Below are 21,694 nucleotides of genomic sequence, written 5' to 3'. Positions count from 1 at the left end.
ACTAACAGCCCAGCAGATGCGCTACCTGTTTGCGCATCACCTTGCCGTCCAGCAATTCCACCAGTTCCAGGGCAAACGGCAACGCCGCCGCCGAGTTCCGGGCGGTGATGCAGTTGCCGTCCACCACCACCGGCTGATCGACGAAGTTGCAGCCGGACAACTGCCCGCTGACGTCGTCATGGCAGGTCATTCTGCGCTGGCGCAACAGGCCCCAGGCATTCAGTGCGATCGCCGGCGACTCGCCGATCGCCGCGTAGTACTGCCCGGCCTTGGCCTGCTCATGGACCCGCAACTGCAAAGCCGGCGTCGCGGCCAGACGATGGGCGCCATTTTCCCCACCCGGCAAGACAATCAGGTCGAACGACTGCGCCAGCACGTCTACCAGCATGGCGTCGGCGGTCAACCGGGTGCCGCGGGCGCAGACCAGCATCCGCCGGGCCTCGACACTGGCGACCACGACTTCGATCGCGGCCTGCCGCAAGACATCGACCAAGGTAACGGTCTGCAGGTCATCGACACCTTCAGCTACGGCAATCAGGGCTCTCTGGGTCATGGCGCATTCCTTGGGGACACGTCTTTGCAAGCGTAGCCGATCGCCCGTCCGGCAGAGGATCGGCGGGCGGTTCGACACATTACCCTGGGCCGACCATGCTGGTATGATGCGCGGCTTTTTTCCGGCCCGGCCAGAATCACGGAAAGGCGGTACGCTTTGTGCTTTCCTGACTGGGTCGACAATTTTTGGCGCCGATCGCCACGGGGAGCAGGGCATGCTGGAAAGGCTGTTTCAACTAAAAGCGCACAACACGAACGTGCGCACCGAGATCCTGGCGGGCGTTACCACGTTCCTGGCCATGGCCTACATTCTCTTCGTCAACCCGAGCATCCTCGGCGAGACCGGCATGGACAAGGGCGCGCTGTTCGTCGCCACCTGCCTGGCCGCGGCCATCGGCTCGACCACCATGGGCCTGATCGCCAACTACCCGATCGCCCTGGCGCCGGGCATGGGCCTGAACGCCTTCTTCACCTACACCGTCGTGCTGCACATGGGCCACACCTGGCAGGTGGCACTGGGCGCGGTGTTCCTGTCGGCGGTGATGTTCTTCCTGCTGTCGATCTTCCGTATCCGCGAATGGATCGTGAACAGCATCCCGCTGCCGCTGCGCTCGGCGATCGCTGCCGGTATCGGCCTGTTCCTGGCGCTGATCGCCCTGCACAACGCCGGCATCGTCGTCGATAACCCGGCGACTCTGGTGGGCCTGGGCGACCTCAAGCAACCCGCTCCGATCCTCGCTACCCTGGGCTTCTTCCTGATCGTCGCGCTGGAAGCGCTGAAGGTCCGCGGTGCCGTGCTGATCGGCATCCTCGCGGTGACCATCGCCTCCATCGCCCTCGGCGTCACCCCGTTCGGCGGCGTGGTGTCGATGCCGCCATCGCTGGCACCGACCTTCCTGCAACTGGACATCAAGGGCGCGCTGGACGTCGGCCTGGTCAGCGTGATCTTCGCCTTCCTGTTCGTCGACCTGTTCGACAACTCCGGCACCCTGATCGGGGTCGCCAAGCGCGCCGGCCTGATGGGCAAGGACGGCCACATGCCGAAGATGGGCCGCGCCCTGATCGCCGACAGCACCGCCGCCATGGCCGGTTCGCTGCTGGGTACCTCGACCACCACCAGCTACATCGAGTCGGCAGCGGGCGTCAGCGCCGGCGGCCGCACCGGCCTGACCGCCATCGTCGTTGCCATCCTGTTCCTGCTGGCGCTGTTCTTCGCTCCGCTGGCCGGTAGCGTGCCGGCCTTCGCCACCGCCCCGGCGCTGCTGTTCGTCGCCGTGCTGATGGCCTCGGGCCTGGCGGAAATCAACTGGGATGACATCACCGAAGCCGCACCGGTGATGATCACCGCCCTGGCGATGCCGCTGACCTACTCCATCGCCAACGGCATCGCCTTCGGCTTCATCTCCTGGACCGCGATCAAGCTGATCTCCGGCCGCGGCCGCGACCTGAACTCGGCCCTGGTGATCCTGTCCATCCTGTTCGTCATCAAGCTGGGCTGGTTCAACGCATGAGTGCTGTCTTCGACCCCTCCACCTACGACCAGCAACTCGCCGCCAAGGCCCAGCGCCTGCGCGACTTGCTGGCGCCGTTCGACGCACCGGAGCCGGCGGTGTTCGACTCGCCCCGCGAGCACTACCGCCTGCGCGCCGAGTTCCGCCTGTGGCGCCAGGACGGCCAGCGCCATTACGCGATGTTCGCCCCCGGGGAAAAGAACGCGCCGATCCTGATCGACGACTTCCCCATCGCCAGCCTGCGGATCAACGAGCTCATGCCGCGCATGAAAGCCGCCTGGCAGGCCAGTGAGGCCCTGAGCAACAAGCTGTTCCAGGTGGAGTTCCTCACCACCCTGGCCGGCGACGCGATGATCACCCTCTGCTACCACCGCCCGCTGGACGAGCAGTGGGAAACCGCCGCACGACAGCTCGCGGCCGACCTGAATGCCAGCATCATCGGCCGCTCCAAAGGCAAGCGCCTGGTGATCGGCCGTGACTACGCGGTAGAAGAACTGCAAGTGGCGGGACGCACCTTCCGCTACCGCCAGCCGGAAGGCGCCTTCACCCAGCCCAACGGCCAGGTGAACCAGAAGATGCTGGGCTGGGCCTACGAAGCGCTGGGCGAGCGCCAGAACGATCTGCTGGAGCTGTACTGCGGCAACGGCAACTTCACCCTGCCGCTGGCGACCCGGGTACGCAAGGTGCTGGCGACCGAGATCAGCAAGACCTCGGTCAACGCGGCGCTGCACAACCTCGACGACAATGGCGTGGACAACGTGCGGCTGGTGCGGCTGTCGGCCGAAGAGCTGACCGAAGCCCTGAATGAAGTCCGGCCGTTCCGCCGGCTCGAAGGCATCGACCTGAAGAGCTACGAGTTCGGCAGCGTCTTCGTCGACCCGCCGCGCGCCGGCATGGATCCGGACACCTGCGAGCTGACCCGGCGCTTCGACAATATCCTGTATATCTCCTGCAACCCGGAGACGCTGGCGGCCAACATCGCTCAGTTGCATGACACCCACCGGATCGAACGGTGCGCCTTGTTCGACCAGTTCCCGTATACCCATCACATGGAAAGCGGGGTGTTGCTGGTTCGCCGGTAACAGGCCAGGGGACCGCCCTGCGGTCCCCGCCAACCTCAAGCCATCAGCAACGGCACCAGTTGATCGGCATCGGTCAACGCCCCATGGTGTCCCTTCCAGCGACTGGCATCAGGCTCCACCTCGCTGCGAATGATCCCACCAGTCCCGGTGGGAATCACGATCAGATCGCCGATCCGCGCCTCCGCCTGGCTCAGCACCACATCGCCGAACAACCCGCTGCCGATCGCGTCGGCCTTGCTCAGTACCTGATAGCCATCGCCAAGCCGCCCGCGCCAGCGCTCCTGTACGCGGTCCAGATGCAGTCCGCCGGTGTACACGTGGCGGGCACGAATGTCCCCCGCCAATGCCAGCACGCCTTCCTGCAAGGCCGGCTCCCGGTCGAAATCCACCACGGCGGCGCTGTCCAGCGCCAGCATGCCGTGGTCGGCGGTCACCAGCAGATGCGCCCCGGCCGGTAACTGGTGGTAGATGCTCTGCGCCAGCCGATCGGCGTTGCGCAATTGGGTGATCCACGGCTCCGAGCCGGGACCGACGAGATGGCCGACAAAATCCAGGTCACCGAAGTAGGCGAAGCAGAACGACGGCGCATCCAGGGTCAGCGCCTGACGCACCAGTTCCGGGTACACCTCATACCCGCTCGCGCCAAGTATCCGCGCGCCTTTGTAAATGGCTCGGGTATAAGCCGAATCGGCATAGCGCGCCTGCATCACCGTACTGACCCGCACGCCCTGCTCCCCCGCTTGCTGCCAGGCGGTCTGCGGCACGACGAACTGCTCCGGCATCGGCACCGGGGCGAGCGCCTGCCCCTCGGCGAAAGGCGCGCAGGTCCAGCTCAGTGGTGAAAACTCAGTGCCGGTATCCAGGGCGAAGGTGCAGCCGACGATACCGTGGGCGCCACTGCTCAAGCCTGAAGCGAGGGCCGCCAGACTGGACGCCGTGGTGGCGGGAAAGCCGACGCGAAACACGCCGTCCGGGCGCATCAGCGAGGCGAGAAAGGGGGCGTGCCGAGCATGCTCCTGCAGCAACTGATGGCCCATGCCATCGATCAGCAACAGGCAGATGGCCGGTGACGGCGCCAGACCGAACGGATTTCGGAAACCTTCGGCACCCAACGCCGCAAAGATCGACTGGGTCAGGCTGGCCAGTCCCGGCCAGGTCGCGTCTTCGGTCACTTGCGCTTGAAAAGCCATCCCTGCCCCTCCTCCCGATGATGAATCACAAGGTTTAGCACAGCCTGTTCGATCAGCGAACACTAATCGCGCCGGCCGATTGATTCCTGTTAACCAACCGGTACATTTTAGCCAGACACTCCTCCCGACTTTATTTCCCAAGAACAACAACGGAGTCTTACCGATGAATCTGGCCAAACCGCCGGGCATCCTCGCCGGCCTGATCGGCGCAGGCATCCAGGCCTCGCGCACCCCGGCGCTGCACGAACACGAAGGCGCCGCCCAGGGCCTCAACTACCTTTATCGCCTGATCGACCTGGACCAGCTCAAGCTCGACAGCACGGCCCTCGAAGAACTGCTGACCGCCTCCCAGTACATGGGCTTCACCGGCCTGAACATCACCTTCCCGTGCAAGCAGGCGATCCTGCCGCTGCTCGACGACCTGTCGCCGGAAGCCCGTGGCATCGGCGCGGTGAATACCGTGGTGCTCAAGGATGGCCGCCGCATCGGCCACAACACCGATTGCCTGGGCTTTGCCGAGGGTTTTCGCCGTGGCCTGCCCGATGCCTCGCGTCAACGCGTGGTGCAGATGGGAGCCGGTGGCGCCGGCGCGGCGGTGGCCCACGCCCTGCTCAGCGAAGGTGTGGAACAACTGACGGTGTTCGATGTGGAAGTCGAACGCGCCCAGGCGCTGGTGGATAACCTCAACCAGCATTTCCCCGGCGCCCCGGCGAAGGTCGGCCACGATCTGCAAAGCGCCATGGCCAGCGCCTGCGGCCTGGTCAACACCACGCCCATGGGCATGGCCAAGCTGCCGGGCATGCCGGTGCCCAAGGCGCTGCTGCGCGCCGAGCTGTGGGTGGCGGAGATCGTCTATTTCCCGCTGGAGACCGAGTTGCTGCGCGAGGCCCGGGCCCTGGGTTGCCGCACGCTGAATGGCGCGACCATGGCGGTCTATCAGGCGGTAAAGGCGTTCGAGCTGTTCAGCGGCATCCGCCCCGACCCGGAGCGTATGACCGAACACTTCCACAGTCTGGGCAACTGAAACGCATCGCGGGGCAAGCCCGCGATGCCACCGGTCACGCCTGCAGGTAGCGCAGGACCGACTCGCAGATCATTTCCTTGTGCCGGGCCTTCACGGCCTGGTCCTCGAAATCGATCTGGAAGATTTCGCCGAAGGTGTGCCGGTTGGACACCCGGTAGAAGCAGAACGAACTGATCAGCAGGTGCACGTCCAGTGCATCCAGCCCACTGCGGAACACGCCCTCGCTCGCCCCCCGGACCAGAATCTCGTTCAGTGCCTTGAGCACCGTGTTGTTCATCGAGCGAATCGCCGAAGACTGCTTCACGAACTCGCCATGGTGCATGTTCTCGTTGCAGACGATGCGCACGAAATCGACATTGCGATCGTGGTGATCGAAGGTGAATTCGATCAGCCGGCGAATGCCCTGGCGCGGCTCGAGCTCGGCCAGGTGCAGATTGCTTTCGGTGCTGCGGATATCGCCGTAGAGCTTCTCCAGCACTTCCACATACAACTGCTCCTTGCTGTTGAAGTAGTAGTAGATCATCCGCTTGGAGGTATGGGTGCGCTCGGCAATGGCATCGACGCGGGCACCGGCCAGTCCCTGGTGGACGAACTCGGTGATGGCCGCCTGGAGAATGTTCTCGCGGGTTTTTTCCGGATTGTTCTTGCGGCCTTTGCGCGAGGGCGTTTCAGGCGTCGCGCAAAGTACTGGAGTGGTGGTCATACGCAGCTCGTGGCGTTCGATTAACGGCGCAATTATGGGCCTCGGCCGTGTCAGAAGAAAGCCTTGGGGGTGTAGGGATAATCAGCCGCCCTGCGCCAGGCCTGATGGCCTCATCGCTGGCAAGCGGAGCGCCGCCCGGCCAGCTCCCACGGGGTTGTGGTCACCTCGGACCTCGTGGGAGCCGGCGTTGCCGGCGATAGGCATGCGATCCTTACAACTTGGCGTGCCGCAACCCGCCCGCCCGGGCCTTGGCCATCGCCGCCAGACGAACGGCTACGTTGGCCGCACCATAACCCGCATAACCATTGCGCCGCTGGATCACTTCGAAGAAGAAGCGCTCCTCGAACGGCTCGGTGTAGACGTGGAACAGCTCGCCACCGTTGGCATCGCGGTCGTACAGCACGTTGTAGTACGCCAGTTCGCTGAGGAACTCGTCATCGAAGTCGAAGCGCGCCGCGAGGTCGTCGTAGTAGTTCAGCGGGATGTCCAGCAACGCTACGCCCGCTTCCTTGGCCTTCTTCACGGCGGTGAAGATGTCGTCGCAATCGAACGCGATGTGATGCACACCCGAACCACGGTAGTGAGACAGCGCGTGGGAAATCGCGGTGTTGCGATTTTCCGAAATGTTCAGCGGCAGCCGGATGGTGCTGTCCTGGCTGCGCAGGGCACGGCTCTTCACCAGGCCGTAAGGGTCCGGCAGCACTACTTCGTCGTCCGCCTTGAAGTCCAGCAGGCTCTTGTAGAACAGCACCCAGTTGTCCAGACCGTCGGCCGGCAGGGCCATGGCCATGTGGTCGATACGGGTCAGGCCCAGGCCGTCCTTCGCGGCATTGCCGTTGAGGCTGAAGTCGGTGTCGTAGATGGTGCGCCCGTCAGCGTCGTGGTCCACCAGGTAGATCAGGCTGCCGTCCGGTGCCCGCACCGCCGCCAGCTCGCGCTCGTTGGGCCCGACCAGCCCGCGATAAGGCTGGCCGTGATAGGCCACGGCGCGGGCCAGGGCCTTGGTGCTGTCCTTGACCCGAACCGCGGTGGCACACAGCGACGGGCCGTGGCTCTCGAAGAAGTTGTGCGCGAAGGAATAGGGTTCGGCGTTGAGGATCAGATTGATATCGCCCTGGCGCAGCAGGCTGACGCTCTTCGAGCGGTGCTGGCCGACGCGGGCAAAGCCCAGTTGCTCCAGCCAGTTGCCCAGCTTGGCGCCGGAGGCGTCGTCCACGGCGAATTCGAGGAACTCGATGCCATCGTAGGCCCCGGCAGGCGGCGGGCTGAACAGCAGTTCGGGTTCGGCAGCCACTTCAGGTGCGGTGCGCTCCAGGTATTGGCGAGTCTTTTCTTCCAGGTACAGCAGCGAGCGCAGGCCGTCGGCAGCATTGGCCCGTGGCGGTGCGGCGCGGAAGCCGTCGTTGAAGATTTCCAGCGACAGCGGGCCACGATAGCCGGCCTGCAGGATCGGCCCGAGGAAGGCCGGCAGGTCGAATTCGCCCTGGCCCGGGAAGCAGCGGAAGTGCCGGCTCCACTCCAGCACGTCCATGGCCAGGATCGGCGCGTCGGCCATCTGCACGAAGAAGATCTTGTCACCGGGAATCTTCGCGATGCCGCTCGGATCGCCTTTGATCGAGTAGGTGTGGAAGCTGTCGAGGATCATCCCCAGACTCCGGTGATCGGCTTCGCGAACGATGTCCCAGACCTGCTCCCACTGGTTGACGTGACGCCCCCAGGCCAGCGCCTCGTAGCCGATGCGCAAGTCACGGGCACCTGCTCGCTCGGCCAGCAGACGCAGGTCATCGACCAGGATCTGCCGCTCGCCCAGGGCGTCGGCGGCGACATTGCTGCAAACAAGCACCAGATCGGTGCCCAGCTCCTGCATCAGGTCGAACTTGCGCTCGGCCCGATCGAGATTGCGCGACAGGCGGTCGCGGCGGCAGCCCTCGAAGTCACGGAATGGCTGGAACAGGGTGATCGCCAGGCCAAGATCGGCGCAGCGCTGGCGAATTTCCCGGGGGCTGCCGTCGTAGTACAGGAGGTCGTTTTCGAAGATCTCCACGCCGTCGAATCCCGCGGCGGCTATGGCTTCCAGTTTTTCCGGCAGGGTGCCGCTCAAGGACACGGTGGCAATCGAACGCTGCATCTTCAGTCTCCAACGGGCAGGCAGTGCCCAAACTGTCGAGAATTATTGGCCGGCGCGAAAATCGCCTCAAGAAAAAGGTACGAACCGGTTAGTTTTGTGTGCGATTATCGCCCGAAATGCGCTGTGACGAATTGACCCTTTTTTGAGCAGTGCGCACCATTTCAAACCATGGAAGCAGGCTCCTCGGCCAATGAACCGGGCCGATCCTGCCAAATAAGCCCATGCATTACCGTTTTCTTGCGTCACCCAACGGCTCGACCCATAAACATAAAAATACGGGTAACCCACGATGATCCACAGCCCCAGCAATCCCATTGCTCAGTCGCTGAGCAGTTCCCCGCACGCCGGAATCGGCGACAAGATCCGCGGCGCCATGGCCGTGGGCAAGACCCGCTGGGTCATGCTCGCCCTGGTGTTCTTCGCCACCACCCTGAACTACATCGACCGCGCCGCCCTCGGCGTCATGCAGCCCATCCTGGCCAAGGAAATGAGCTGGACGGCGATGGACTACGCCAACATCAACTTCTGGTTCCAGGTCGGCTACGCCATCGGCTTCGTCCTCCAGGGCCGGTTGATCGACCGTGTCGGCGTGAAGAAAGTGTTCTTCTGCGCCGTGCTCCTCTGGAGCCTGGCAACCGGCGCCCACGGCCTCGCCACGTCGGCGGTCGGCTTCATGGTCTGCCGGTTCATCCTCGGCCTGACCGAAGCGGCCAACTACCCGGCCTGCGTCAAGACCACCCGCCTGTGGTTCCCGGCCGGTGAACGCGCCGTCGCCACCGGTATCTTCAACGCCGGCACCAACGTCGGCGCCATGTTCACCCCGATGCTGCTGCCACTGGTCCTCACCGTGTGGGGCTGGCAGGCCGCGTTCATGGCCATGGGCGCCCTGGGCCTGATCTGGGTCGTGTTCTGGGGCCTGAAATACTTCAACCCCGAAGACCACCCGACCGTGACCGCCGCCGAACGCGCCTACGTGCAAGGCGAGTCGGAGCCGGAGCAGAAAGGCGTTCCGTTCTCGCGCATCCTGCGCATGCGCGGCACCTGGGCCTTCGCCCTGGCCTACTCGATCACCGCACCGGTGTTCTGGTTCTACCTGTACTGGCTGCCACCGTTCCTGAACCAGCAATACAGCCTGGGCATCAGCGTCACCCAGATGGGCATCCCGCTGATCGTGATCTACCTCAGCGCCGACTTCGGCAGCGTGGGCGGCGGCATTCTCTCCTCGTTCCTCATCGGTCGCGGCATGGCACCGGTCAAGGCGCGCCTGATGTCGATGCTGCTGTTCGCCGCCACCATCGTCAGCGTGATCTTCGCCGCCGGCGCCAGCAGCCTGTGGATCGCGGTACTGGCAATCGCCCTGGCCATCGCGGCGCACCAGGCCTGGACCGCCAACATCTGGAGCCTGGTGATGGACTACACGCCCAAGCACATGATGAGCACCGTGTTCGGCTTCGGCGGCATGTGCGCAGCCATCGGCGGCATGTTCATGACCCAGATCGTCGGCTACGTGCTGACCGTTACCAACAACAACTACAGCATCCTGTTCACCATGATCCCGGCGATGTACTTCATCGCCCTGACCTGGATGTACTTCATGGCGCCGCGCAAAGTGCCGAAAGTCGAAGACTGACGCTTCGTCCACGCGCTTTTCGCTGAACACCTCGCGGGGCCTGTCACTGACAGGCCCCGCGTCGTTTCAGCGCCGACGTTGCAGCCAGGCCGTCGCCAGCCCGCTCAGGCACACCACGGCGATGCCGATCATGCCCCACAGGTCAGGCCGCTGGCCGAACACCACGATGCCCATCAACCCGGCGAAGACGATCTGACAGTAACTGAACGGCGCCAGCAGCGCTGGCGGCGCATGACGAAAGGCCTGGGTCAGGAACAGATGGGCAAGCATGCCGAAGGTGCCCAGGGCCAGGGTCATCAAGCCGTGGGTGAGGCTCGGTACAGTCCAGAAGAATGGCACCAGCAGGCTCATCACCAGGGTGTTGAACACGCCGGTGAAGAAGTTGCTGACGGTGGGGCTGTCCACTTCGCTGAGCTTGCGGGTGAAGATCTGGTAGAAGCAGAAACAGGTGGCCGAGCCGAGCGGCAGCAACACCGCGGGCGTGAACAGCGCACCGCCCGGGTGCACGATGATCAGCACACCCACGAAGCTCGCCAGCACCGCCACCCACTGCCCTCTGCTGACCCGCTCCTTGAGCAGCGGCATCGACAGCGCCGTCACCATCAGCGGGGCCAGGAAGTTCACCGCCGTCGCCTCGGCCAGTGGCAGGTACTGCACGGCTTTGGTGAACAGCAGGCTGCAGCCCAGCAGGCACACCGCCCGCGCCACCTGCAGGCCTGGCCGCTGGGTACGGAACCCGCGCAGCCCGGCCTGGGGCAGAAAGATGCCGAGCATCAGCAGGGTGTGCACCAGATAACGCGCCCACACCACCCAGATGATCGGGTAGAACCCCGACAGGTACTTGGACAGGGCGTCGTGGCTGGAAAACAGAAAGGTCGCGACAACGACCAGGAGAATGCCTTTGAACGGCTGGCTGGCAGGGGGCATGAAGGACGCTCGGGTCGAAAGTTTTGCAAAGGGGCTCGGCCGAGCAAGGGCCGGGCCAGGTGCATCCCGGCCTGGCCCATGCACGGAGAACTACAGCATCTGACTGAGCACCTGGCGGGTCTTGTCCAGCGCCAATTGCGCCCGCTCCAGTGCCGAGACGCCCTGTTCCAGCAGTTGCCGGGTCGGGATCTCCAGGCTCAGCGGCACATCAGGCGATACGCTGGAAAGCAGCCCGCCCAGGTCGCAGTCGCCGTCACCCGGGAAGCGCCGCTCGTTGCGCGCCTGACGCAGGATCTCGGCCATATCGTCCGGCCGTGGCCCGGCCACATCGCACAGTTGCAGGTAGCGCATGCGCGAAGCCGGCACCTGGCGCAGGTCTTCCAGGCGCGACGCCGAGCGGTCGAAGTGGAAGGCATCGACCAGCACGCAGCCGTTTTCCCGGTTGGCGGCCTCGACGATTTCCAGGGCCTGGGTGAGGTTCTTCGCGTCGGTCCAGGGCATGAACTCCAGGTGCGGGTAGATGCCGTATTTCGCGGCCAGGTCGCAGAGCGCGGCGAAGTTGTCGGTTATTCGCGCCTGATCCGGGTCGTTGCCCGCCACCAGCAATTCGGTGGCGCCGAACTCGGCACCGACCGCCAGCAACGCATCGAAATCGGCAACGCGGGTTTCTGGCTTGAGGCGCAGGATTTCCACGTCGAGCACCTTGATCCCGGTGTCGCGCAGGCGCTCGGCGGTCTGGCGGCGCAAGCCGGCGTCACGGACCAGCGGAAAGTGGTGCTCTTCCGGCGTGGCGGGCTCCAGACGCAGGCCGACATGGCTGTAGCCGGCGCGGGCGGCGACCTCGACCATCTCCGGCGGCGACAACTCGAGGACAGTCAGGGCAGCCAGGGACAGGACTCGTTGACTCATGGGCGGGCATCTCTTGGGGTTGTTGTTCTGGATGCGAATATTTAGAACTTGGTTCCAGTTTCAATGCAAGCAGAAAAAAACCGAAGCCCCGATCGAGCGCCAGCAACCGCCAAAGGAATCAGATGAACAATTCGGACGCCGGACTTGCCGCCGACAACTCCCGGGTGGTCGCCAGCAGTGCCGGTGCCAGCTCATGCATGCGCGCCTCGCTCATCCGCGCCGTCGGCCCGGCGACACTGACCACGCCGACCACATGACCGTCCTTCGGGTTGGTGACCACGGCCGCCAGCGCCGACATGCCCACCGCCGAGCTTTCCACCACCCAGGCGTAGCCATGTTCGCGGGCGATGCGCAGGCGCTCCAGCAATTCGGCATTGGACCTGGGCGCATTCGGCCCGAAGTTTTCCTTCGGCGCGACGCCCTGGCGCTCCACCAGCAGCAGGGCCTGGGCATCGCTGAGGCTGGCCAGCCAGGCATGCCCGGAAGCGCTGTAGAACAGCGGCGCGTCGCGGCCCATGTCGGGGTCGTACTTCAATCCCGAACGGGCGCCCTGGGACTTGGCAATCCAGGTCTGCCGTTCGCCCTCGATCACGCCCAGGCGCACCAGCTCACCGCTCTTCTGCGCCAGGTCGTCGAGGATCGGCTGAACGATGTCCGCGCCGCTGTTGGCCAGGTAGCGAAAGCCTTGGGCCACCAGCCGGGTGCTCAGCAGATAGCGGCTGTTCTCCGGGTTCTGCCGCACATAGCCCAGGCGGATCAGCTCGGCGAGCATGCGGTGGGTCGCGCTTTTCGGAATGCCCAGTTGTTCGGCCAAGGTCTGCATCGGCAAGCCGCGTGGCTCGCTGGTGAGGCTTTCGATAAGGCTGAACGCGCGTTCGATCTGACTGCCGGCCATGGTCATGGTCCCTGAAAATGTTGCCGAATTCTAAAGAGCGCCGGGCAAAGCGCAAACCAACTGTTCGATCTTCGCCCAACTTCGCCTGTGGCCGCTTGGCACCGACAGCGCGATCATAGAATATGGAACCTTGTTCCAAAAACAATATCGAGGATACGTCATGACCGCCCTTCCCTCCCAAGCCCGTACAGTCGACTGCGACGTCCTGGTGATCGGCTCCGGTGCCGCCGGTCTCAGCGCCGCCGTGACCGCCGCCTGGCACGGACAGAAGGTGATCGTGGTGGAGAAAGACCCGGTGTTCGGCGGCGCCACCGCCTGGTCCGGTGGCTGGGCCTGGGTGCCGTGCAACCCGCTGGCGCGCCGCGCCGGCATCGTCGAAGACCGCTCGGCGCCGCGCACCTACCTGGAGCATGAACTGGGCGAGCGCTTCAACGCACCGCTGATCGACGCTTTCCTCGACGCCGCGCCGAACATGGTGAGCTTTTTCGAGAAGCACACTGCGCTGCAATTCGCAGACGGCAACGGCATCGCCGATATCCACGGTGACACACCCGGTGCCGGCACCGGCGGTCGCTCGGTGATCGCCGCGCCGTATGACGCACGCCTGGCCGGCAAGCTGCTCAAGCGTTTGCGCCGAACTATGCGCGAAACCTCGTTCTGGGGCATGCCGATCATGGCCGGCAAGGATCTTACCGCCTTCCTCACCCTGACCCGATCCTGGCGCTCGCTGCTGCACGTCACCCGGCGAGTCGGCAAACACCTGCTCGACCTCGCCACCCACGGCCGCGCCCTGCACCTGGTCAACGGCGTGGCGCTGGTGGCGCGACTGGCGAAATCTGCCGAAGACCTTGGCGTACTGCTCTGGGAGTCGGCGCCCGCCCGCCGTCTGCTGCGGGACAATGGCCGCGTCACCGGTGCCGTGGTACAGACCGCCAACGGCGAGGTGACCATCAACGCCCGCGCCGTGGTGCTTGCCGCTGGCGGCTTCCCCAACGACATCGAGCGGCGCAAGGCGATGTTCCCGCGCACGCCCACCGGCCACGAGCACCTGGCGCTGCCGCCCGTGGCCGCCAATGGCGACGGCCTGCGCCTGGGGGAAAGCGCCGGTGGCCGCGTCGCCGACGACCTCTACAGCCCGGTGGCCTGGGCGCCGGTCTCGAAAGTGCCGTACAAGGACGGCAGTGCCGGCCATTTCCCGCACATCATCGAACGCGGCAAGCCGGGCATCATCGGCGTGCTGAGCAACGGCCAGCGCTTCGTCAACGAGGCCGGCGGCTACTACGACTATGTCAGCGCGATGGTTGCCGCCGCGCCGGGCGAGAAGGTCGAGTCCTGGCTGATCTGCGATCACACCTTCCAGCGCCGCTACGGCCTGGGCATCGCCCGCCCCTTCCCGCTGCCGACGTCGTCGCTGGTGCGCAGCGGCTACCTCAAGCGCGCCGACAGCCTGCACGACCTCGCCAACCAGTGCGGCATCGAGGCCCGCGGGCTGATCGACACCGTGACCGAATACAACCGTCATGCCCGACTCGGCGAAGACCCGCAGTTCGGTCGCGGCAGCACCCTCTACAACCGCAAGCAGGGCGACGCGCTGCATGGCCCCAACCCGTGCGTGGCGCCCATCGAGCAAGGACCGTTCTACGCGGTGAAGGTCGAGGCTGGCTGCTTCGGCACCTTCGCCGGACTGCGCACCAATGAACACGCGCAAGTCCTGGATGCAGCTCAACAGCCCATCGAAGGTCTCTACGCCGCGGGCTGCGACATGGCCAGCATCATGGGCGGCCATTACCCTGCCGGCGGCATCAACCTCGGCCCGGCGCTGACCTTCGGCTACATCGCCGCCCGCCACATCGCCGGCGTCACCGCCTGCGAGTGATCAGTTGAAGCGCTGCCCGGATATCGCCGGGTGATAGATCGGCTGGACCTTGTTCCCCGCAGGGTCCAGCAGGTGGAAGCTCCAGGTGCCGTCGCCATGGGCGAACGGCTTGTCCAGCAGCGTCACCCCGCACTCTTTCAGATAGCCGTACCAGGCGTGCAGTTCATCAAGGCTGTCGACCACGAAGCCGTAGTGATCCACCGCCTGCACGCCGCTGCTGGGGGCAAAGGCGCGGCCCAGGGACAGGTTGTCGTTACCGCAGGTTAGATAGACCAGGTCTTCGTGGGCACGGTGCAGCACCTCCATCCCGAGAATGTCCACGTAGAAGCGCTCGCAGACTTCCAGGTCAGGCACCAGGATCGCGATATGACGCAGGCCGTTGAGGCGGCTTGGACGAACAGGCATGGTTTCGGCTCCGTTTTTGTATACAATTTTTCGCAAATATAAGACAAAACGGAGTTCGACGTGTACAGCCTTCTTCTCAAGACTCATCTCCAGCCGGGCAGCCGGGAGCGTTTCATGGAAGCCATCAGCGTCAATGCCGCCAGTTCAGTGCGCGACGAACCGGGATGCCTGGTGTTCGACGTACTGAGCGATCGCAGCGATCCGGAGGTGGTGTGGTTGTACGAGGTGTATGAGGACGAGGCGGCCTTCGAGGCGCACCTGCTGACGCCGCATTTTCTCGCCAGCCGGCCATTGGTGGACCCGCTGATCGTGCAGCAGGAAGTGATCGAGGGAGAGGTGCTGGCGTTCAACGCCAAGCGGATCTGAAGGCCCTATCGCTGGCAAGCGGAGCGCCGCCCGGCCATCTCCCACAGGGTAGGAGCTGGCTTGCCAGCGATGAGGACCAGGGCAGCAACACAGCCACCCAGTCCAGGCATCAGAAATCGAAGAACACCGTCTCGCCTTCACCCTGGATGCGGATGTCGAAGCGGTACGCGGTCTTGCCGTTCACTTCGCAGCGCTTGGCCACCAGCGTCTCGCGGCGTTGCGGCTGTTCGATCAGGTTGAGCACCGGGTCCTTGGCATTCGCCTCGGCCTCGTCATCGAAGTAGATGCGGGTCTGCAGGTGAATGTTGATGCCCCGGGCGAACAGGCTGATGTTGATGTGCGGCGCCATCGGCACGCCTGCGGCGTTGTTGGTCACGCCCGGCTTGATGGTGCGCATGGTCCACTCACCGGCATCGAAGGTGGTGGCGGTACGGCCGAAACCGTTGAACGCGTTTTCCAGGTTGTACTCGGTCTGGTAGGCGCCGTTGTGGTCGGCCTGCCAGAACTCGACGAAGGAGTCGCGCACCAGGTGGCCGTTGCCGTCATAGACGTTGCCGAACACCAGGATATGCTCGCCCGGCGCGTCGTCACGGGCCATCTGGCTCCAGATTTCCTGGTCGCGGGTCGGGTTGCCGGCCGCTTCCAGGGCCAGGCCGATGTGGACGTAGGGGCCGGCGGTCTGCGAAGGGGTTTCCGGCAGCAGTTCGATTGGCATGACGGTTCTCCTCAGCGGTTTTCGAAGTGGGTCGCGCGCTGGCCGCGCAGCACGATGTCGAAGCGGTACGCCAGGCAGTCCATCGGGTTGGCGTTGCTCATGTCCAGGCGGGCGATCAGCAGGTCGACCGCCGCCGGGTTGGCGATGCTCTTGACGATCGGGCACAGCGGGATCAGCGGATCGCCTTCGAAGTACAGCTGGGTGATCAGACGGGTAGAGATCGACGGACCGCTGATGGAGAAGTGGATATGCGCCGGACGCCAGTCGTTCGGACCATTGCGCCATGGGTACGGACCCGGCTTGATGGTGCGGAAGCTGTAGCGGCCTTCGCTGTCGGTCAGGGCACGGCCGACACCACCGAAGTTGGGGTCCAGCGGCGCCAGGTAGCGGTCGTTCTTGTGGCGATAGCGGCCGCCGGCGTTGGCCTGCCACATTTCCACCAGGGTATTGGGGATCGGCTTGCCGTACTGGTCGAAGACGCGACCGGTCACCAGGATGCGCTCTCCGACCGGCAGGCCGCCGTTGTTGAAGTTCAGCAGCAGGTCGTTGTCATGCTCCCCGAAACGCAGGTGGGAAAAATCCGGGCCGGTGCTTTCGCTGATGGATTGCGGAATGCTCACCAGCGCCTGGCGCGGCGAGCGGGCGATGGAGGTTTTGTAGTCCGGGGTGAAGGCCTTGGGGTGCCAGTTTCGATCACGGATAACGAAGCGACTGGTGTCTTCAGCAGACATGCCGTTCTCCTGTTCTTGGATTTATGGAGAGCCCGATCGGGACGGGCGGGGTGTGCGGCAAAGTGTCTCGCGGTGCAGCTCCGGCGAAAACTGAAAAGAACGCCGCCTTTCATAACCAAATGGTTATGGATATCAGGTTGTAACCCGCGAAGATATCTAGTGGGCTAACCTTTATGGCGATGAATCCACCGGGAGAGACAACCCATGCAATGGCGAAAAGGCAGACGCAGCGACAATGTGGTCGATGCCCGGGGCGAGAGTCCGGGCGGTGCGCGCTTGGGTGGCGGCAAGGGGCTCACCCTCGGCGCAGTGGTGCTGATCGTCGGTATCGGCCTGCTCACCGGACAGGACCCGATGCAGATCCTCGGCCAGTTGACCGGCCAGATGCAGCAGGGCACGCCAACCCAGACCCAGAGCAGCCCACGTCCGGCGGCCAATGACGAAGCCAGCCAGTTCGTCGCCAGCATTCTCGGCGACACCGAAGACACCTGGCGGGCGATCTTCGCTCAGGCCAACCGCCAGTACAAAGACCCGAAACTGGTGCTGTTCAGCGGCCAGGTCAATTCCGCCTGCGGCTTCGCCACCTCGGCGACCGGGCCCTTCTATTGCCCGGCAGACCAGCAGGTGTACCTGGACATGAGCTTCTTCCGGGAAATGGAACAGCGCTTCGCCGCTGCCGGCGATTTCGCCCAGGCCTATGTGATCGCCCACGAAGTCGGCCACCATGTGCAGACCCTGCTGGGCGTCTCGGCCAAGGTCAACGCGGCGCGGCAACAGGGCCAGCGCGTCGAGGGCGCCAACGGCCTGCTGGTGCGTCAGGAATTGCAGGCCGACTGCCTGGCCGGCGTCTGGGCGTATCAGGCACAGCAGCGGCACAACTGGCTGGAGCCGGGAGACGTCGAGGAAGCCCTCAATGCCGCCAACGCCATCGGCGACGACCGCCTGCAGCAGCAGGGCCAGGGCCGCGTGGTCCCGGATTCCTTCACCCACGGCACCTCCGCCCAGCGGGTCCACTGGTTCAAGGCCGGATTTGCCAAGGGCGATATCAACCAGTGCGACACCTTCGCCGCCAAAGCGCTCTGATCCGCCCCTCTCCCCCCCTTCGAGCCCCGCTTCTGCGGGGCTTGTCACATTTTGTTGAGTGTTTCTGTCGGTTTTGCTGAAAAAGCGTTTCAGCTGCCCGTCTTTTCGCCGATATAGCTCGCTGAACCTGCGCTGGCCCCCAAGAAAAACAACCATCAGCGATCGCGATTACACCTTTCCTTGGAGGGACTTCATGAACAGTTGGTTTGCCAACATCAGCGTCAATCTGAAACTTGGGCTGGGCTTCGGCCTGGTCCTGCTGCTTACTGCCCTGCTTGCACTCACCGGCTGGAACAGCCTCGGCAGCCTGATCCAGCGCAGCAACTGGATGAGCGACATCACCCGCCTGAACAGCGACCTGACCGAGTTGCGCGTCGCCCGCCTGCAATACATGCTGGCCAACGGCGACGACGCTACCGCCGGCAACGTGCAGGTCAAGCTGAACGCTTTCATTCAACAGCAGCAGCACCTGCTAAAGACCTTCAAGAGCCCCGAAAACGTCAAGCTGCTGGAAGAGCAGGCCCGCACCAGCGCTGCCTACCAGATCTCGCTGGACAAGATGCGCGCCGCCTACAAGAGCGCCAACGTCGCTCGCGACAACATGGGCAAGACCGCCGGCACGGCGTTCGAGCTGATCGACCCCATCAGCCGCGAACTGCTCGCCAGCCCCGACCAGCCGGGTCGCCTGGAACAATTCCGCGCCGTCAGCGCCGCCCGGGAACAGCTGATCCTGGTGCGCCTCGAAGTCCGTCGCTACATGTCCGAGAACACCACGCAAGCCGAACAGGCCACCCTGCGCCAGCTCGACAGCGCGCTGGAACAGGCACGTCAGTTGACCCGCCTACTGCCCGACCAGGGCGCACGCCTGAGTCAGTTCGAACAGGCCGTGCTGGCGTATCGTGACGCCGTCACCCAGGTCAAGGCGGCCAACGCCGACATCGCCCTGGCCCGCAAGGAAATGACCGAGCAGGGCTACGACATCGTCAAGAACAGCGAAGCGCTGTACCAGATCCAGCTCGATCGCCGCGACAGCGAAAGCGCCAGCGCCCAGAGCCTGCAACTGATCGCCACCCTGCTCGCATTGCTGGTCGGTGTACTGGCGGCGGTGCTGATCACCCGCCAGATCACCCGTCCACTGCGCCAGACCCTGGATGTCGTGGAGCGCATTGCCGCCGGCGACCTGACCCACGACCTGCACGTCACCCGCCGCGACGAAATGGGCGTGCTGCAACAGGGCATCCAGCGCATGGGCGCGACCCTGCGCGACCTGATCAGCGGCATCCGCGACGGCGTCACCCAGATCGCCAGCGCCGCCGAAGAACTCTCCGCCGTGACCGAGCAGACCAGCGCCGGCGCCAACAACCAGAAAGTCGAGACCGACCAGGTGGCCACCGCCATGCACGAAATGGCGACCACCGTGCAGGAAGTCGCGCGTAACGCCGAGCAGGCGTCCGCCGCCGCCACCGATGCCGACAGCCAGGCCCGTGCCGGCGACCAGGTGGTAGCCCAGGCCATCGCCCAGATCGAGAAACTGGCCGGCGAAGTGGTGCGCTCCACCGAGGCCATGGCGCAACTGCAGCAGGAAAGCCAGAAGATCGGCAGCGTGATGGATGTGATCAAGTCGGTGGCCGAGCAGACCAATCTGCTGGCGCTCAACGCCGCCATTGAAGCCGCCCGTGCGGGCGAAGCAGGCCGTGGTTTCGCGGTGGTGGCTGATGAGGTCCGCGGGCTGGCCCAGCGCACGCAGAAGTCCACCGAAGAGATCGAGGAACTGGTGGCCGGCCTGCAGAGCGGCACCCAGCAGGTGGCCAATGTGATGCTCGGCAGCCGCAGCCTCACCGACAGCAGCGTGGAACTGACACGCAAGGCGGGCGCTTCGCTGGAAAGCATCACCCGTGTGGTGTCGGACATCCAGTCGATGAACCAGCAGATTGCGGCGGCAGCGGAGCAGCAGAGCGCCGTGGCCGAGGAAATCAGCCGCAGCATCCTGAGCGTGCGGGATGTGTCGGAGCAGACCGCGTCAGCCAGCGACGAGACGGCGGCCTCCAGCGTCGAACTGGCGCGGTTGGGGAATCAGTTGCAGTTGATGGTCAGCCACTTCCGGGTCTGATCCGAAAGCCAATCGCCGGCAACGCCGGCTCCCACAGGTTGGGCCAGGCGCCGGACCTTGTGGGAGCCGGCCGGGCGGCGCTCCGCTTGCCAGCGATGAGCCCCTGACTGACCTATTTAACGACCTGGCCGACACCCCGCCCACGCGGATCCGAAGCCGTCTCCAGCTTCTCCCCGGTCACGCGGATCGCCTGCACGTCACCCATTTCCCAGCCCTGATCCTCGAGGGTGTAGCCCATCTTCTTCAGTTCCTGCGCAACGTCGCCGGTCAGCGGCGCATAGGCGTCGAAGTAGATAGTGTCCTTGGGCAGCAATTGATGATGCACCCGCTGCGCCGCCACGGCTTTTTCCAGCGGCAGGTTGTAGTCGTACAGGTTGTTCAGCACCTGGAAGATCGAGGTGAAGATCCGCGAGCCGCCTGGCGTACCCAGCACCAGCGTGACGTTGCCGTCGCGAGTCACCAGGCTCGGGCTCATCGACGACAGCATGCGCTTGCCCGGCTCGATCGCGTTGGCATCACCGCCCACCACACCGAAAGCGTTGGCCACGCCCGGCTTGGAGCTGAAGTCATCCATTTCGTCGTTGAGCAGGAAGCCCGCGCCCTTGACCACCATGCCGCTGCCGTAGTCCCAGTTCAGGGTGTAGGTGTTGCTCACCGCATTGCCCTGCCTGTCGACAATGGAGAAGTGGGTGGTCTGGTGCGGTTCCAGGCCCGGGCGGACTTTCTCGGTTTCGGAAATCGCCGTCGGGTTGACCTCTTTCGCCCGTTTGGCCAGGTACTCAGGGGCCACAAGCTCGGCCACCGGAACCTTGGCGAAGGCTGGGTCCCCCAGGTAGTCGGCACGGTCGGCGAATACCCGTTTCTCGATTTCCGCCAGCAAGTGGATGTAGCGTGCAGAATTCAGCTCGACGCCCTTGAAGTCTGCGGCCCGCTGCTCCTTGATGCCCAGCAACTGCGCCAGGGCAATGCCGCCCGAGCTCGGCAACGGCGCGGTGTAGACCACGTTGCCGCGCCAGTCGATGCGCATCGGCTCGCGCCACACCGCCTTGTAGTCCTTGAGGTCGTCCTTGCTGATCAGACCGTTGCTAGCCTGCATCTGCGCCACCAGCAGGTCGGCCGTCTTGCCTTGGTAGAACTCGCTTACGCCCTTGTCGGCGATACGCTCCAGGGTCTGCGCCAGCTCGGGTTGCCTGAAGGTCTCGCCGACTTTCATCTGGCCGAAGTAGTCGTTGAAATTGGTGCTGTCCTTGAACAGGCCCTGGGCGTCCTCACGGTACTGGTACTGCTTGGCAGCGACCTTGAAGCCGTTCTTCGCGTAGCCCACCGCCGGGGTCAGGAGTTCGGCCCAGGGCAGCTTGCCGAACTTCCGGTGCGCTTCCCACAGCCCCATCACCGTGCCGGGCACACCGGCGGCGCGGGCGCCGACCAGGCTCAGGTTCTCGATGATCTCGCCCTTGTCGTCCAGGTACATGTTGCGGGTGGCGGCCTTGGGCGCCACCTCGCGGTAGTCGAGAAAATACGGTTTGCCGTCCATGTACAGGGTCATGAAACCGCCGCCACCGATATTGCCGGCTTCGGGGTAGGTGACGGCGAGGGTAAAGGCAGTGGCGACAGCGGCATCCACCGCGTTACCGCCCTTTTTCAGGATATCGGCGGCCACCTGTGCGCCATATTGATCGGGAGCGGCCACTGCACCGCCCTCCAGAGTGACTGCATAAGCCGATGAGCTGGCGAAAATCGCCGCACCGAGGCCCAAGGTTCGAAAGATCACAACGCGCATAAAACGTCCTTGGTGTTGTTTTCGTTGAACACACAGTAAGGACCATGACGCAGGAGTTATCAAACCACGCAGGACGT

The 21,694-nt window shown here is 64.5% G+C and carries 19 protein-coding genes and 1 pseudogene; 9 read left to right on the top strand and 11 right to left on the bottom strand.

Annotated features, from left to right (window positions below):
- Window position 1 precedes the first annotated feature (1 nt).
- Window positions 2–553 (bottom strand): DJ-1 family glyoxalase III, encoded by a 552-nt coding sequence (locus AC05QJ_RS04900; RefSeq protein WP_476745856.1) that lies wholly within the window; start codon window positions 551–553, stop codon window positions 2–4.
- Between the two features lie 214 nt (window positions 554–767).
- Here AC05QJ_RS04900 and AC05QJ_RS04895 point away from each other — a divergent pair, with 214 nt between their 5' ends.
- Window positions 768–2,063: an NCS2 family permease gene (locus AC05QJ_RS04895; RefSeq protein ID WP_476745855.1), complete on the top strand. Its 1,296-nt coding sequence runs from the start codon at window positions 768–770 to the stop codon at window positions 2,061–2,063.
- On the top strand, window positions 2,060–3,145 hold the full coding sequence (trmA, locus tag AC05QJ_RS04890) for a tRNA (uridine(54)-C5)-methyltransferase TrmA (protein ID WP_476745854.1): 1,086 nt from the start codon (window positions 2,060–2,062) through the stop codon (window positions 3,143–3,145). The genes AC05QJ_RS04895 and trmA overlap by 4 nt, the downstream gene beginning before the upstream one ends.
- A gap of 35 nt (window positions 3,146–3,180) precedes the next feature.
- On the opposite strand, the gene AC05QJ_RS04885 is transcribed toward trmA, so the two are convergent.
- Window positions 3,181–4,335, bottom strand: a complete 1,155-nt coding sequence (locus AC05QJ_RS04885) for an alkaline phosphatase family protein (protein ID WP_476745853.1) — start codon at window positions 4,333–4,335, stop codon at window positions 3,181–3,183.
- 163 nt (window positions 4,336–4,498) lie between these two features.
- Here AC05QJ_RS04885 and AC05QJ_RS04880 point away from each other — a divergent pair, with 163 nt between their 5' ends.
- The gene (locus AC05QJ_RS04880) at window positions 4,499–5,359 is read left to right on the top strand and encodes a shikimate dehydrogenase (RefSeq protein WP_476745852.1); all 861 of its coding nucleotides are present in this window, start codon (window positions 4,499–4,501) and stop codon (window positions 5,357–5,359) included.
- 34 nt (window positions 5,360–5,393) lie between these two features.
- Here the strand turns inward: AC05QJ_RS04880 and AC05QJ_RS04875 are convergent, their stop codons facing one another.
- Together AC05QJ_RS04875 and quiC are read right to left on the bottom strand one after the other, a co-directional pair.
- Window positions 5,394–6,062: a TetR/AcrR family transcriptional regulator gene (locus tag AC05QJ_RS04875; protein ID WP_476745851.1), complete on the bottom strand. Its 669-nt coding sequence runs from the start codon at window positions 6,060–6,062 to the stop codon at window positions 5,394–5,396.
- A 211-nt stretch (window positions 6,063–6,273) separates the two neighbouring features.
- Window positions 6,274–8,190 carry a 3-dehydroshikimate dehydratase QuiC gene (gene quiC / locus AC05QJ_RS04870; RefSeq protein WP_476745850.1) on the bottom strand — a complete coding sequence of 639 codons (1,917 nt, stop codon included), beginning with the start codon at window positions 8,188–8,190 and terminating at the stop codon, window positions 6,274–6,276.
- A gap of 289 nt (window positions 8,191–8,479) precedes the next feature.
- Here quiC and AC05QJ_RS04865 point away from each other — a divergent pair, with 289 nt between their 5' ends.
- A complete protein-coding gene (locus tag AC05QJ_RS04865; RefSeq protein ID WP_476745849.1) occupies window positions 8,480–9,820 on the top strand; it encodes an MFS transporter in 1,341 nt (446 codons plus the stop codon).
- 66 nt (window positions 9,821–9,886) lie between these two features.
- Here the strand turns inward: AC05QJ_RS04865 and AC05QJ_RS04860 are convergent, their stop codons facing one another.
- From AC05QJ_RS04860 to AC05QJ_RS04850, 3 genes are all read right to left on the bottom strand, one after another.
- Window positions 9,887–10,747: a DMT family transporter gene (locus tag AC05QJ_RS04860; RefSeq protein WP_476745848.1), complete on the bottom strand. Its 861-nt coding sequence runs from the start codon at window positions 10,745–10,747 to the stop codon at window positions 9,887–9,889.
- Between the two features lie 90 nt (window positions 10,748–10,837).
- Entirely contained in the window at window positions 10,838–11,656 is an 819-nt protein-coding gene (locus AC05QJ_RS04855) for a sugar phosphate isomerase/epimerase family protein (RefSeq protein WP_476745847.1), read from the bottom strand.
- A gap of 118 nt (window positions 11,657–11,774) precedes the next feature.
- The gene (locus AC05QJ_RS04850; protein WP_476745846.1) at window positions 11,775–12,551 is read right to left on the bottom strand and encodes an IclR family transcriptional regulator; all 777 of its coding nucleotides are present in this window, start codon (window positions 12,549–12,551) and stop codon (window positions 11,775–11,777) included.
- Window positions 12,552–12,711: 160 nt separating this feature from the next.
- Here AC05QJ_RS04850 and AC05QJ_RS04845 point away from each other — a divergent pair, with 160 nt between their 5' ends.
- The gene (locus AC05QJ_RS04845) at window positions 12,712–14,427 is read left to right on the top strand and encodes an FAD-dependent oxidoreductase (RefSeq protein ID WP_476745845.1); all 1,716 of its coding nucleotides are present in this window, start codon (window positions 12,712–12,714) and stop codon (window positions 14,425–14,427) included.
- On the opposite strand, the gene AC05QJ_RS04840 is transcribed toward AC05QJ_RS04845, so the two are convergent.
- A complete protein-coding gene (locus tag AC05QJ_RS04840) occupies window positions 14,428–14,832 on the bottom strand; it encodes a VOC family protein (RefSeq protein ID WP_476745844.1) in 405 nt (134 codons plus the stop codon). It abuts the gene before it with no gap.
- A 60-nt stretch (window positions 14,833–14,892) separates the two neighbouring features.
- On the opposite strand from AC05QJ_RS04840, the gene AC05QJ_RS04835 reads away from it, so the two are divergent.
- Window positions 14,893–15,198 (top strand): putative quinol monooxygenase, encoded by a 306-nt coding sequence (locus tag AC05QJ_RS04835; protein WP_476745843.1) that lies wholly within the window; start codon window positions 14,893–14,895, stop codon window positions 15,196–15,198.
- Window positions 15,199–15,307: 109 nt separating this feature from the next.
- Here AC05QJ_RS04835 and pcaG read toward each other — a convergent pair whose 3' ends face one another.
- Both pcaG and pcaH read right to left on the bottom strand, forming a co-directional pair.
- Entirely contained in the window at window positions 15,308–15,913 is a 606-nt protein-coding gene (gene pcaG / locus AC05QJ_RS04830; RefSeq protein ID WP_476745842.1) for a protocatechuate 3,4-dioxygenase subunit alpha, read from the bottom strand.
- Window positions 15,914–15,924: 11 nt separating this feature from the next.
- Window positions 15,925–16,644, bottom strand: coding sequence for a protocatechuate 3,4-dioxygenase subunit beta (pcaH, locus tag AC05QJ_RS04825; RefSeq protein WP_476745841.1), 720 nt, complete (start codon window positions 16,642–16,644; stop codon window positions 15,925–15,927).
- A gap of 204 nt (window positions 16,645–16,848) precedes the next feature.
- On the opposite strand from pcaH, the gene ypfJ reads away from it, so the two are divergent.
- The 3 genes and pseudogenes from ypfJ to AC05QJ_RS04810 all read left to right on the top strand — a co-directional run bounded on the left by ypfJ (window position 16,849) and on the right by AC05QJ_RS04810 (window position 19,837).
- Window positions 16,849–17,727 (top strand): KPN_02809 family neutral zinc metallopeptidase, encoded by an 879-nt coding sequence (gene ypfJ / locus AC05QJ_RS04820; RefSeq protein ID WP_476745840.1) that lies wholly within the window; start codon window positions 16,849–16,851, stop codon window positions 17,725–17,727.
- Window positions 17,728–17,920: 193 nt separating this feature from the next.
- Window positions 17,921–18,934 (top strand): annotated as a pseudogene (locus AC05QJ_RS04815) (methyl-accepting chemotaxis protein); the annotation flags it as partial.
- 9 nt (window positions 18,935–18,943) lie between these two features.
- Window positions 18,944–19,837, top strand: coding sequence for a methyl-accepting chemotaxis protein (locus AC05QJ_RS04810; RefSeq protein WP_476747867.1), 894 nt, complete (start codon window positions 18,944–18,946; stop codon window positions 19,835–19,837).
- Window positions 19,838–19,949: 112 nt separating this feature from the next.
- Here AC05QJ_RS04810 and ggt read toward each other — a convergent pair whose 3' ends face one another.
- Window positions 19,950–21,617, bottom strand: a complete 1,668-nt coding sequence (ggt, locus tag AC05QJ_RS04805) for a gamma-glutamyltransferase (RefSeq protein WP_476745839.1) — start codon at window positions 21,615–21,617, stop codon at window positions 19,950–19,952.
- Window positions 21,618–21,694 lie beyond the last annotated feature (77 nt).

Source organism: Pseudomonas sp. TUM25319, from assembly GCF_056388475.1.
The sequence above is the reverse complement of the archived record's forward strand: the minus strand, read 5'-3'. Positions and strand labels throughout refer to the sequence as shown.